Origin of the sequence: Acinetobacter sp. RF14B (assembly GCF_006864105.1) — a bacterium.
Taxonomy (GTDB): Bacteria; Pseudomonadota; Gammaproteobacteria; order Pseudomonadales; family Moraxellaceae; genus Acinetobacter; species Acinetobacter lwoffii_C.
The window spans coordinates 1-13,912 of record NZ_SMTB01000079.1 but is presented as its reverse complement, the minus strand read 5'-3'; the positions used below and the strand labels follow the sequence as shown (position 1 = coordinate 13,912).

The window sequence follows — 13,912 nt, the reverse complement described above, 5'->3', positions numbered from 1 at the left end:
GCCGGATCATATCCGCGCCATTGCCCAGGCGGTTGAAGGCATTCGCCCGCGCCAGCTGCCAGAAATTGCACCTGCTTGCCGTTTAAGTGGTTTAGAGCCATTTAACATTACCAAAGATTCATTATTTGTGAACGTAGGTGAACGTACCAACGTCACGGGCTCGAAAAAATTCCTGCGTCTGATTAAAGAAGAAAACTTTACTGAAGCATTGGACGTGGCCCGTCAACAGGTGGCCGCCGGTGCACAGATCATCGATATCAACATGGATGAAGGCATGCTGGATTCACAGGGTGCCCTGGTGCATTTCCTGAATCTGATTGCGTCTGAACCAGATATTTCACGTGTGCCGATCATGCTGGATTCCTCTAAATGGGAAATTATTGAAGCTGGTCTGAAATGTGTACAGGGTAAAGCGGTGGTTAACTCGATTTCCCTCAAAGAAGGCTATGACGAGTTTGTTGAACGTGCCCGCCTCTGTCGTCAGTATGGCGCCGCTGTTATTGTCATGGCCTTTGATGAAGATGGTCAGGCTGATACCGCTGAACGTAAAAAAGAAATCTGTAAGCGTTCATATGATGTGCTGGTCAATGAAGTCGGCTTCCCGTCTGAAGATATCATTTTTGACCCGAACGTCTTTGCAGTAGCGACCGGTATTGAAGAACACAACAACTACGGTGTGGACTTTATTGAAGCGACTGGCTGGATTAAACAGAACCTGCCAAATGCGATGATTTCTGGTGGTATCTCCAACGTCTCCTTTTCTTTCCGTGGTAACGAACCAGTGCGTGAAGCGATTCATGCGGTATTCCTGTATCACGCGATCCAGAAAGGTTTGACCATGGGGATCGTCAACGCGGGTCAGCTGGCGATTTATGATGATATTCCTGCCGAGCTGAAAGAAGCGGTCGAAGATGTGGTCATGAACCGCAATCAGGGTGAAAGCGGTCAGGATGCGACCGAGAAACTGCTGGCAATTGCTGAAAAATACCGTGGTCAAGGCGGCGCGCAAAAAGCCGAAGAGAACTTGGAATGGCGTAATGAAAGCGTAGAAAAACGCCTGGAATATGCCTTGGTGAAAGGTATTACCACCTATATCAATGAGGATACTGAAGAAGCCCGTTTAAAATCTGCACGTCCACTGGATGTGATCGAAGGTCCATTGATGGCAGGTATGAACGTGGTCGGTGACCTGTTCGGTGCCGGCAAAATGTTCCTGCCACAGGTGGTAAAATCTGCGCGTGTGATGAAACAAGCAGTTGCATGGCTGAATCCGTTCATTGAAGCAGAAAAGACTCAAGGCGAAGCCAAAGGTAAAATTCTGCTGGCAACTGTTAAAGGTGACGTACACGACATCGGCAAAAATATCGTGGGTGTGGTACTGGGCTGTAACGGTTATGACATCGTTGATCTGGGTGTGATGGTGCCATGTGAGAAAATTCTGCAAACCGCGATTGATGAAAAAGTCGATATTATCGGTTTGTCAGGCTTGATCACCCCATCACTGGATGAAATGGTTTTTGTAGCCAAAGAAATGCAACGTAAAGGCTTTAACATTCCATTAATGATTGGTGGTGCAACCACTTCTAAAGCCCATACTGCGGTGAAGATTGCTCCGCAATATCAAAATGATGGTGTGCTGTATACTGCTGATGCTTCACGTGCAGTCGGTGTAGCGACACAACTACTTTCTGCGGAAATGAAGCCTCAACTGCTGGCGGATTATGCCGCGGATTATGAAAAAATCCGTACCCGTCTTGCCAACAAACAGCCGAAAGCGGCGAAGCTGTCCTATCAGGCTTCTATTGAAAATGGTTTTAAAATTGACTTCAACAAGAATGCCCCGGCAAAACCAAACTTCATTGGCTCACAAACTTTCACTAACTATCCTTTAGAAACCTTGGTGGAATACTTTGACTGGACACCATTCTTTATTTCTTGGAGTCTGGCAGGCAAATTCCCGAAAATTCTGGAAGATGAAATTGTCGGTGAAGCCGCGCGTGACCTGTTTGCTCAAGCCCAGGAAATGCTGCAAGACATCATCGAAAACAAACGTTTTGATGCACGTGCGACTTTCAGTCTTTACCCTGCGAACCGTACCGGTTCAGATACGGTTACTGTCGTGGATGAAGCTGGTAAAGTCACTCATACTTTCGAGCACTTACGTCAGCAGTCCGACAAAGTAACCGGCAAAGCCAACTACTCTTTGGCTGACTTTATTGCCACTAAAGATGTAGCTCAGGATTACTTGGGCGGCTTTACCGTGTCGATCTTCGGTGCAGAAGAGCTGTCGCAGGAATACAAAGCCAAAGGTGACGACTATAATGCCATTATGGTGCAAGCCCTGGGTGACCGTTTTGCTGAAGCCTTTGCCGAGCATTTGCACCAGCGTATCCGTAAAGAGTTCTGGGGCTACCAAGCCGATGAGCAATTGACCAATGATGAATTGATCAAAGAGAAGTATGTCGGTATTCGTCCTGCACCGGGCTACCCGGCTTGTCCTGAACATTCTGAAAAAGCGCCATTGTTTGACTGGCTAGGTACAACCGACAAGATTGGTACGTACTTAACCACAAGTTTTGCAATGTGGCCACCTTCATCAGTGAGCGGTTTCTATTATGCCAACCCTGAAACTGAATACTTTAACGTGGGTAAAATCTCTGGCGATCAGCTGGAAGATTATGCGAAGCGTAAGGGCTGGACACTGGATGAAGCAAAACGCTGGTTAGCGCCGAATTTAGATGATTCAGTGAGTTAATCCACCTCGCCCCTTTCATCAAGGGAAAAAATCCAGTTGAGATTTGAAAAGAAAATCCCCCTCACTTGAGGGGGATTTTTTATATTTGATCATCCTTCCTTGTTTTAAAGGAGCTGTTTCATATATCAATTGAATTGCTTGAACCAAGCGCCTATTTGACCTTGGCTTTACGGATCATTTTATACAGCATGCCTGGCGATACACGCGACACCCAGGTTCCTAGCACTTCTTTACGACCACCGACAACAATATATTCCTCGCCCTTCATTAAGGCTTTGATAGCTATTTGGGCAAACTCCTCGGCCTCCAAGCCATTTGCCGTCGCTTCATTATCAAAGCCCTGAGCTTTGCCTTCTCCATTCAGGGCATTAATCGACACATTGGTTTTTACAAAGCCCGGGAAAATTACCGAAACATCCACACCATCCTCCGCGACTTCAGCACGTAAACTGTTAGCCCACATATGAATCGCTGCTTTGGCCGCTGAATAAGAAGCACGGTATTGGGTTCCCAGCAGGCCGGCCACACTGGAAACAAAAACAATCCGGCCAGATTTTTGCTGTAAAAAAGTCGGCAATACGGTTTTGGTCAAAAATACCTGTGAGAAATAATCCACTTCCATAATGGCACGCTCAGTTTGCATGCTGGTATCCAAGATCAGCGCACGTTGACTCAGCCCGGCATTATTGATCAGCCAGTCAATCCGGCCTTTTTCGCTCAGGACCTGTTCATAGGCTTGGCGCACCTGGCTTTCATCAGTAATATCTGCAGTAATAGCAAGATGCTGGTCCGGATTAAGCAAACTGATACGGACTTTTTCCAGTTCTTCATAACGGCGTGCCGTCAATATGACCTGTGCCCCCTGCATCGCACACTCCTGTGCAATTGCTTTACCAATCCCCGAGGATGCCCCGGTAATCCAGACGACCTTGTCTTTTAAATTTTCCAGCTTTGCCATTGAATCCCTCTTATTTTTGAAATATTCGCTGTGTATTTAGAGTTTGCTGCCCTTTAAGTGAAGTGCGCTATAAACCAGCTTGAGCAGATCGAGTATGACCAAGTTTCATACCGAAATCTGCGAGAGTTTTAACTCCATGAGCAAGAACCAGGCATCGCGTTGTTCACAGTACAAGAGGACGAGTATATTTTTCTGCCGCTATCTCTTGATGAGTCATTCATTTAGAACAACGCAACTTCTTGCTTCATCTCAGCTATAAAATCTTGCGAGATATCTCACTCACGTCGCAACCGTAAATAAAGGGTTAGCAAACCCTCACTTCATCTTCCAGAAATGCTAAAAAATGCTCGAAATAATGACTCATGGTATGTACATCATAGATGCTTCCCAGTTTATCAAAACGCTTATAACCGAGCTGCGTGGTTAAATTAATCACACCATTCAGGGTTTTATCAACTACCACATTAAATTTCAGGATACTTTTGGGCTGACGTACCAAATGGGTGACACCCTGATCCACTACTTCAATGAAAGCTTTTAAAGCCAGTGATACAGCATGCTGATTGCCGGCTTTCATATCATAGGCATAACTGAGCAAGTCTGTCACCAGATGCGGTTCAACCGGATAACGCATAAAATAATCCCCTTCATTTTCATGCGTCAGGTCATACAAATAGTTAACCAAAGGCAGCAGCCGCTGATTGGCAAAAAATGAAACAGACCATGGCATATATTTATGAATGGTATCGAGAATCTGCTGAATCACCTTTTCTGACTCATGATCCTGTGAAGTGGACAGACGGGCAACCTGCCCAAAAACTTGTTCGATAATTTCACAGGCCATATCCGCCAGATTTTCTCCCAAAGGTTTGGCCAGGCTGATCTGATCTCCAGCATTTAACCGGGAATGAAGCTCTCTAAAACGGTGATGAGTTTCAGGCTGAAGTTGTAGATAAATGTTATAGCTCATCTGGGTCTCCTCATATCCGAGTCGTATTCTTGTCATTTGCGATGAGTCGCCTTTTATTCCGTTCTACCATAGGGCCATCAATCTCTCAAGCAGTCCGGTTAAAGTTTGCATCTGCTTGGACTGCCGCAGTCCTTATTTTTTTTGCTACAATAGCTACAATTTTTCATCTACTTTTGATCTGTTCGAACTATGACTGATTCAGCGCAAAATATTGCTACAACTTACGATCCGACTGAGATCGAGAAAAAATGGTACCAAACGTGGGAAGAGCGTGGCTATTTCAAGCCCTCTGAAAAAGGTGAATCATTCTGTATCATGATTCCACCGCCAAACGTCACCGGTAGCTTGCATATGGGTCATGGTTTTAACAATGCCATTATGGATGCCCTGACCCGTTATAACCGCATGTCTGGCAAAAATACGCTTTGGCAGCCAGGAACTGACCATGCCGGCATTGCCACCCAAATGGTGGTAGAACGTCAGCTCGGTGCAGAAGGTATCAGCCGTCATGATCTGGGCCGTGAAAAGTTCATTGAAAAAGTCTGGGAGTGGAAAGAACAATCAGGCGGAAATATTACGCATCAAATTCGTCGTCTGGGCTCTTCTGTGGACTGGTCACGTGAACGCTTCACCATGGATGATGGTCTATCCAATGCAGTAAAAGAAGTGTTTGTAAAATTGCATGAAGATGGTTTGATCTACCGCGGTAAACGTCTGGTTAACTGGGATCCAAAACTACAAACTGCGCTTTCTGACCTTGAAGTTGAGTCGGATAAAGAAGAAGCAGGTTCACTCTGGCACTTCAAATATTTCTTTGAAGATAAATCATTGCGAACGCATGATGGTAAAGATCACATTGTGGTGGCAACCACTCGTCCTGAAACATTGCTCGGTGATACAGCGGTTGCTGTTGCGCTTGATGATGAACGCTATGCGCACTTGGTAGGTCAAAACATCATCCTACCAATTACTGGTCGTGCGGTTCCAATTGTTAAAGATGAATATGTCGACAAAGAATTCGGTACAGGCTGTGTAAAAATCACCCCTGCACACGACTTCAATGACTATGACGTGGGTAAACGTTGCGAATTGCCAATCATCAACATCTTCAATAAAAATGCGGAAGTGTTGAGCGATTTTGAATACATCGCAAAAGCGGGCGAGCAAATTTCTAAAACCATCCCTGCCCCTGCAGACTACATTGGTTTAGAACGTTTTGAAGCACGTAAAAAATTGGTCGCTCAAGCAGAAGCGGAAGGCTGGTTAGACCAAATTCAACCGTACACCTTGAAGCCACCTCGCGGTGACCGTTCAGGTGTCATCGTAGAGCCACTTCTTACTGACCAGTGGTATGTAAAGATTGCACCACTTGCCAAACCAGCCATTGAAGCGGTTCAGGACGGTCGTATCAAGTTCGTACCTGAGCAGTACAGCAACATGTACATGGCGTGGATGAACAATATTCAAGACTGGTGTATCTCGCGTCAATTGTGGTGGGGTCACCGTATCCCGGCTTGGTACGATGCTGACGGCAATGTATTTGTGGGTCGTGACGAAGCTGAAGTGCGGGCGAAAAACAACATCCCTGCTGACGTTCAGTTAAGCCAAGATGAAGATGTACTAGATACCTGGTTCTCATCTGCTCTTTGGACATTCTCAACTTTAGGCTGGACCGGCGATGCGAAAAAAGATGCTGAGAATTACTTCTTAAATACCTTCCACCCGACTGATGTACTTGTCACTGGTTTTGACATCATCTTCTTCTGGGTTGCCCGCATGATCATGATGACCATGCACTTCATGAAAAATGAAGATGGCACCCCACAAGTACCGTTTAAAACTGTGTATGTACACGGTTTGGTACGTGATGGCGAAGGTCAGAAGATGTCTAAATCTAAGGGGAACGTACTTGACCCACTCGACTTGATTGACGGTGTTGATCTTGAAACACTGGTACAAAAACGTACGACAGGTTTGATGAACCCGAAACAGGCTGCGAAGATTGAAAAATCAACCCGTAAAGAATTCCCTGAAGGGATTCAGTCTTATGGTACCGATGCAGTGCGTTTCACCTTCTGTGCGCTTGCCAACACCGGTCGTGACATCAAGTTCGACATGAAGCGTGTTGAAGGTTACCGTAACTTTGCCAACAAGATCTGGAACGCAACCCGTTTCGTGATGATGAATGTTGAAGGTCAAACCATTGGTTCAGAAGCACGTCAAGACCTGTGGGAATTGCCTGAACAATGGATTGTCAGCCGTCTGCAAAAAGCGGAACAGGCAGTACAAACAGCATTTGCAACCTACCGTTTAGACCTGGCTGCGCAAGCGATTTACGAGTTCATCTGGAATGAATACTGTGACTGGTATGTGGAACTCACTAAACCAGTTCTGAATGATGAAACTGTATCTGAAGAGCGTAAAGCTGAAGTGCGTCGTGTTCTTCTTGCAGTAATGGAAACGTCTTTGCGTTTGGCTCATCCGTTGATGCCGTACCTTACAGAAGAAATCTGGCAAACACTTGCGCCAAAACTAAACATTTCTGGCGAAACCATTATGTTGGCGCAGTACCCTGTTGCTGAGCAAGCGTTAATCAATGAACAAGCTGAAGCGGACATGCAATGGCTGCAAGGTCTGATTGGTGCGGTACGTAACATACGTGGTGAGATGGGTCTAGGCAATGCACGCTTGTTGCCTATTCTGCTGCAAAACACGACTGAAGCGGAAAAAGCACAAATTGCACGTATTGAACCGTTGTTTAAAGCATTGGCAAAAGTGGAAAGCATTACTTTCCTGGCAGATGCTGAACAACCACCATTGTCATCGTCTTCTGTAGTAGGTCATGTGTCTGTATTTGTTCCAATGAAGGGTTTAATTGATCCTAAAGCAGAATTGGGTCGTCTACAAAAAGACTTAGACAAGGTTCAAAAACAGCATGACCAAATTGCGACTAAGCTTAGTAATGAAGGTTTTGTAGCAAAAGCACCTGCGGCTGTGGTTGAAGGTGAGAAAGTGAAACTTGCTGAGTTTGCTGATCAGCTCGCGAAAATTAAAGCGAATATGGAGCAGATTGCAGCGCTTTAATGTGTTGTTATTTTGATCTAATATATAGTATAAAGGGCTGATTATTCAGCCCTTTATTATTTTTATGAAAGATAAATTCAACTTATTTTCAGTAGTTAGCTTTATTGCAGTAATTACTCTTTTAACTTTCACTCTAAAAGATTTTAATTTTTTCACTGATCTACTCATTTCACCTACATCTATACAAGAAAATAAAGTACCTCCCTCAAATATATTTCCTCTCATGCTCGGCACTCTATTACTAGGGTTTGTAATAGTTTTAATTTTTCGACCATTTTCAAATTATTTAACCTGAATCCTGCTTAAGGAAGTGAGATCATTCATCTTGAGATTTATCCATCAGTTTGAACATAAAAAAGTCTATGACTTGATCTAAAAACTGATTCAAATTAATCATAAAATTATAGTTATGTTATGATTTTAAAGAAAAAACCTTATCCGCGATTCGGGTTATTTAGATAATTCAAAGAATACAAGCAAACTTAATGAATATTTTATTAAGGAAATGCAGAGTCTCGAAAAGGAAATTATTATTTTAAAAGATCAGAATCTCGCCTCAACCCTGCAAATTACAGAAAATGAGAAGAGAGAAATTTTAAAAAATTTAAAAACACAATTTGATGAAAACTTAACAACTGATCTTATTGTAAGCATAGAAAATAAAGTAAAAATAAAAAAATTAGAAGATATTACAGAAAAATCCTTTGACAGGATCAAGGATGAAATTTCTAGCCTTAATAGATGTGGTACGGTTAATCTATTTATCGGTATTACCTTAAGCTTATTAGGTGTACTTTATTTAATTTTAACCATGTCAAATACTATATATTTCACTGATATTGAAAAATTAATACCTTACCTTGTACCCCGAGCTTTAATGGTCATTTTTATAGAGTTTTTTTCTTTCTTTTTTCTAAATCTTTATAGAAAAAGTTTAGAAGAAATCAAATATTTTCAAAATGAATTAACAAACTTAGAGGCAAAATATTTAGGTTTAACACTTGCAAAAGAAAGTGGTAACTTTAAGTTGCTTTCAAATGCACTTGATCATCTATTAAAAACTGAAAGGAATTTCATTTTAAAAAAAGATGAAACTACTATTGAATTAGAAAAAAATAAAATTGAAGCACAAAGTTCAAATAGTACCATTCAGGCTTTAAAAGATATTATTTCATTTAAGAAATAACCCTCACCCCAGCCCTCTCCCATAGGGAGAGGGAGTTGTCATCTGATTTCATGCCTATGTGAATTCCACAATGGAGTTCCATCTCCTCTCAGAAGAGGGCTAGGGAGAGGTGCTTTTGCTTTTTAATTCAAAACACACATTCCACAAATCTTCCAACACCACATCCGCCCTTCTCAACACATCATGATTCCAATACCGAACCACAGTTAAACCCAAAGCCTCTAAAAACTTTGTCCGTTCAGTATCATATTCAATGGCATCATCCATTCCATGCTGACTACCATCCAACTCAATCACTAAATCAATTTCATGACAGTAAAAATCCACAATATAAGGTTTGACCACATGCTGACGACGAAATTTAAGGTTCATAAATCGCTTGGCACGTAGAAGTTGCCACATCAAGTTTTCAGCATCTGTGGCGGTATGGCGCATGTATTTGGCGAATTCTAATAGTTGGGAATCTATTTTCATTTTTATTTCCCTCTTAAATTTATTGTCATTATACGATACACAAGAAGCTCCCTCTCCTGAGCAAGTTTTAAAGGGCTGCTTTAAAACGAAGCGTAAGTGAGGGTTAGGGGTTAGGGAAAGGTGAATCTAAAAAAACAACCCTCACCCCCTTGCAGAACGTTGTTCCTCATCCCAAAGGGAAAGGGAGAAAAGCATTAAAGCACGCCATGCTCCAACAACATCTCCAACCCACTCTCTTTCCCCATAAAGCTCAGTCTTTGCTTTTCAGCTTTCAACTGTTGTTTCACCGCAGATACATCCGCATCAATCTGCTTATACAAATCGGCAATATTCAGTTGTCCTTTCGACTTCTGGACTGCAATTTTGGCTTTACTTGACCACACGAGCGAGTCAATCAACTCCTGAATCTGCATCTTTAATGCTTGGCTTTGCTCTTCTAAAGCCTGTTGGTAAAACTTGACTTGCTCTGCGTTTAAACCCTTATTTGAACCAGTTTTACTTTGTTCCACTTCAAGCTGAAGTTTCAGCAAAAAGAATAAATCTTCCTGTTCATAGGCTTCATTGACACGTTGTAATAGTTCGGTCTTCTCAACTCTTTTAGATTCATCTAGCTCACGGTCAGGGTGAATAATCGAGGCAATTTTTAAATACACGGTTTTAAGTGACTGGTTTACTAACTTTTCCGCTTGCGCTTGTTTAGCTTGCTGACGCTTTAATTTGGCTTGCTCTTTTGCTTGTTGGTATTGGTCATTATTCCAATCTTCAAAATCTTCATCAGTGGGAGATTCAATATTTTCAGATTGATCAAAACTGTCTATATTTTTCTTTTTGGTTTTTTTCTTTGAATATTCATCTGCCTGTTGATAATAGGCATACATCTTTTCCACTTCATCTAACTGCTTTTGACTCAGCAAATGAGAACCTTGGAGTAAGCCAGCAAGCGTTTGGATTTTATCTTCCACCACGGCACAATCTGACTTGCTTAAATCATAATAACTTAGGCTATTCCACAGTATCTGCATTTGCTCATACAGCGTGCTATATAACTCGCGATATGCAGGCATGAGCGCCTTTTGACTATAGACACGAATTTCATCTTTAGCAGTTTGCCATGCCAGCAGTAACCGCTTTTGTTGCTCAATCTGATCAATCAGCACATTCAGCTTTCTATGCTGGGGTGAGGCGTCTAAAACAGCGTGTGGCGTAGTTTCTAACTCAAAAGACATGACATGCAAGAAAAACAGGACAGAGCGCTAAGTTTAACGCTTTTATACCTGAGCTGTATGCCCACACTCGGTACAAATATGCGCCCTATTTGGGCAGTTTTTGTTTAATATCAAGGAATCGATACGACAGGACTTCCAGTCATCATTGTACTGAAAAGGAGATTCAGATGCCGACGCAAGCAGATTTAATCTTTAATCAGGAACTTGCCGCATGGGTGCAAGCGATTGGCTCTGTAATTGCAATTTTTGTGGCGATTAGTGTGCCCTTATATTTAAACCATTTAGCACAAAATCGTGATGATGCCCTGCAAGACAAGCAAAAACAGAAATACTTTGTCACCTTGCTCCCTACCCTATATCGTATTCGCCGTTATAGCTCTGAATTTATTCAACAAATGCAGTCACATCAGCAAAGTACCCAGAATATCCTGCAAACGCTGGAAACTGAATATCTGGAACTGATTCCAGTTTTTTCCAAGGAACTGCATATCTTTGTACATAGTCAAATTTATGACTCCAACCTGAATCAACTGGCATTTGAACTGTTTCATTCTGAAGAGATTCTGCAACAACATTTATTGCAGCCGCAGGATCAAAAACAGCTCAAACACCAAGCTTTACTCAGCAAGCATAGCCAGCATATTCACGATCTAAGTCATCAACTGATTATGCAGATTGAAAAAATTTATGCCCTACAGGATTAAACTTATTTTCAGTACTCGGTTAGATCAATAAACTCACTCAATAAAATTTATATTGCGATCTAAATCTGAAATTCGCTTTATTAAGTTAATGTTTTCTGTATTCAAAAGCTTACATAAACACAGAGCAAATAAACGTGTCAGATTGCTAGACTCTAAACCAATAATGAGATGCAGGGACAGCTTATATGGATTGGGCCACGATCTTTATCCACGATACCACCTGGGAATTTGCCACTGAAATTGTGGTGCGCTGTGTGTGTATGTTTATCATGATTATTCTATTTTTACGGCTGACCGGTAAACGTGGCGTACGGCAGCTTTCGGTATTTGAACTGGCCATTATTTTGTCCCTCGGCTCGATTGCCGGTGATCCGATGTTTACCAAGGATCTGCCCCTGATTCAGGCACTGCTCATTATGAGTATTATCATTGCTATGTACCGCCTGACCACATGGCTGATGATGAAGTACCAGCCTTTTGAAGATTTGCTCGAAGGCAAACCGATTTATATCGTTGAAAATGGCAGATTGGTGGTCGAAGAAATCAAAAAAGGTAAAATGTCACATGATGAATTCTTTGCTGAAATGCGTCAGCAAGGTATCGAACATCTGGGACAGGTCCGTACCGGACTACTGGAAACAGATGGAAAGTTCACTATCCTATTTTTTAAGCCAGAGGATGTTCGACCTGGCTTACCTCTTTTCCCCAAAACCTGTATGACCATTCAAGACGTGAAGCCAGAGCAGCTTTACGCCTGTATTTACTGTGGACAAGTTCAGCATCTTTCTCATGTAGAACAGATCTGCCCACGTTGTACGAGCGCGGATTGGACAGAAGCCATGAACAGTTATCGCGTCACTTAAAGTAAACCGATGTTTCAGATAAATTAAAAATTCTAATTATGGCCGAGCTTTGTATAAGAGATATACCCTCTTACACTCACAGAAAGGTCATGCTTGATTCATCATACGAACCACCCACAATGTCTAAAGTAAGATATAAAGTTGCCTAATTACAGCGCTTACTCAAATAAAAATTCTAAATTAAAACTTGTATTTCAAGCCTGTAGCAATCCCCAAGCTTTATTAAAGACATCTTCTCGTCAAGGAGGTAGATAAAAAAATCCCACCAAGTGGTGGGATTTTTTTAAACTTCAGCTTATCAATTAGAAGCTATATTTGCTCATTAAACCAATACGGTTATCTTTGAATTTTTCATTATTAAAGGTTTTACGCTCACCGTTGACATACTCAATACCGAACTCAAGTGGTTTAACCGGTGAATACACCAGGTTTAACCATGCTTGTTGTACCTCTTTGTTTGCAGTCTTATTAAGGTCTGCATAGTCTGAGTCTTTATCAGCAAACAATGCACCATAACCAAGTGAGGTTTTTAAGTTAGGTAAAATGCTGTAGGTTAAGCCCGTTTGTACCGCCCAAGTTTCATTTTGCTCAATATGACGGCCATCTTCATCATCCATGAATGCAGCATTGGCATTGGTACCATACAAAATACCGTTTACACCTTTGGTATAGCTGACATCTAGCGTCGCTTTTAAAGGATCAAGCACTTGATACGTTGTACCTGCTGCTAGACCCCAACCTGTTTTACGCTTGTTGATATCTTCATCTTTATACACTTCAACTAAAGCACGCGCAGATGCATTACCTTTGTTGTCATCGAAGTTGTGCGCCAATTTAGCGGTCAATGTTGGTACGCTTGATTTGATGCCTTCAGCACTCGAGTTTGGTTTTTCTGCCGCCAGGAACAATTGCGTTGCCGGTGTCAAATCAAAACCATAACGAACCATTGGTATACGGGTAGTACCCCCACCGACGTTGGTGCTGAAGTCAATCATAAACGGGGCGTGATTTGACAAGAAGTTAGATTGGGTTTGACCAATCAACCAGTTTTCATAGGTTAAATATGCGTGACGTATACGGAATGAATCACTAGACCCTGCGAAATCGCTTTCAAGTTTACCGCCCACCTCTGCACCGTTGACATTGGTTTTAAAATCTAAGCCAATTCGTGTTGTTTTTGCTGTTGCGACGAGCTTGTCTCTGGTTTGACCATTGGTTTTAGCAACGTCAGAGAAATCTCCTGCTGAACCTTCAATGATATAGTTCGCATCACCACGAACGAAACCATATAGCTTCACTTCGGTATCTGATTTTGTAGCTAGCGCTTTCGGTGCAGCTGCTGATGGTTGGGGTGCCGCTTTAACCTGTTCAATCTGCACGGCTTGATTTTGCTGAACTTGTTGCTGCTGTACGACTAATGCTTTTAATGCTTCAATTTCTTGACGCAACTGCTTAATTTCTTTTTGCTCTTGTGTTTCAGCATGTGCAACCGTCCCCATCATCAAGGTGGTTACTGCAACTGCTAATCCTTTAGCTAAAAACTTTCGTGTTAAAACTTGACTCATTAGACTTCCTTCATAAATCATTTTTCAACCAATTTAATTGTTTATCTTTCACCCAATCTAAATTGTATATGCCAGCAAGTAAATTAAACCGCAGGTTTAATCGTTTACGACGATTTCTATATACACA

General features: G+C 42.1%; 10 protein-coding genes. 5 read left to right on the top strand and 5 right to left on the bottom strand.

The window, feature by feature from the left end; genetic code table 11:
• Nucleotides 1-2,755 (top strand): methionine synthase (metH, locus tag E2K52_RS11145; RefSeq protein WP_151205162.1); only part of this gene is annotated, 2,755 nt, incomplete at its 5' end.
• Between the two features lie 151 nt (nt 2,756-2,906).
• On the opposite strand, the gene E2K52_RS11140 is transcribed toward metH, so the two are convergent.
• Nucleotides 2,907-3,713, bottom strand: coding sequence for an SDR family oxidoreductase (locus E2K52_RS11140; RefSeq protein WP_151205161.1), 807 nt, complete (start codon nt 3,711-3,713; stop codon nt 2,907-2,909).
• Nucleotides 3,714-4,017: 304 nt separating this feature from the next.
• Nucleotides 4,018-4,683 carry a hypothetical protein gene (locus tag E2K52_RS11135; RefSeq protein WP_151205160.1) on the bottom strand — a complete coding sequence of 222 codons (666 nt, stop codon included), beginning with the start codon at nt 4,681-4,683 and terminating at the stop codon, nt 4,018-4,020.
• Between the two features lie 189 nt (nt 4,684-4,872).
• Here E2K52_RS11135 and E2K52_RS11130 point away from each other — a divergent pair, with 189 nt between their 5' ends.
• The gene (locus E2K52_RS11130; protein ID WP_151205159.1) at nt 4,873-7,767 is read left to right on the top strand and encodes a valine--tRNA ligase; all 2,895 of its coding nucleotides are present in this window, start codon (nt 4,873-4,875) and stop codon (nt 7,765-7,767) included.
• A gap of 505 nt (nt 7,768-8,272) precedes the next feature.
• Nucleotides 8,273-8,953, top strand: coding sequence for a hypothetical protein (locus tag E2K52_RS11125; RefSeq protein ID WP_151205158.1), 681 nt, complete (start codon nt 8,273-8,275; stop codon nt 8,951-8,953).
• Nucleotides 8,954-9,052: 99 nt separating this feature from the next.
• Here E2K52_RS11125 and E2K52_RS11120 read toward each other — a convergent pair whose 3' ends face one another.
• Both E2K52_RS11120 and E2K52_RS11115 read right to left on the bottom strand, forming a co-directional pair.
• The gene (locus E2K52_RS11120; RefSeq protein WP_151205157.1) at nt 9,053-9,427 is read right to left on the bottom strand and encodes an endonuclease domain-containing protein; all 375 of its coding nucleotides are present in this window, start codon (nt 9,425-9,427) and stop codon (nt 9,053-9,055) included.
• A gap of 194 nt (nt 9,428-9,621) precedes the next feature.
• Entirely contained in the window at nt 9,622-10,653 is a 1,032-nt protein-coding gene (locus E2K52_RS11115) for a molecular chaperone DnaJ (RefSeq protein WP_151205156.1), read from the bottom strand.
• A 167-nt stretch (nt 10,654-10,820) separates the two neighbouring features.
• Between E2K52_RS11115 and E2K52_RS11110 the strand changes: the two genes are divergently transcribed.
• Both E2K52_RS11110 and E2K52_RS11105 read left to right on the top strand, forming a co-directional pair.
• Complete coding sequence (locus E2K52_RS11110; RefSeq protein WP_151205155.1) at nt 10,821-11,357, top strand: hypothetical protein; 537 nt, start codon at nt 10,821-10,823, stop codon at nt 11,355-11,357.
• 185 nt (nt 11,358-11,542) lie between these two features.
• The gene (locus E2K52_RS11105) at nt 11,543-12,220 is read left to right on the top strand and encodes a DUF421 domain-containing protein (protein ID WP_151205154.1); all 678 of its coding nucleotides are present in this window, start codon (nt 11,543-11,545) and stop codon (nt 12,218-12,220) included.
• A gap of 302 nt (nt 12,221-12,522) precedes the next feature.
• Here E2K52_RS11105 and E2K52_RS11100 read toward each other — a convergent pair whose 3' ends face one another.
• Nucleotides 12,523-13,785 (bottom strand): DcaP family trimeric outer membrane transporter, encoded by a 1,263-nt coding sequence (locus tag E2K52_RS11100; protein WP_151205153.1) that lies wholly within the window; start codon nt 13,783-13,785, stop codon nt 12,523-12,525.
• Nucleotides 13,786-13,912: the final 127 nt, after the last annotated feature.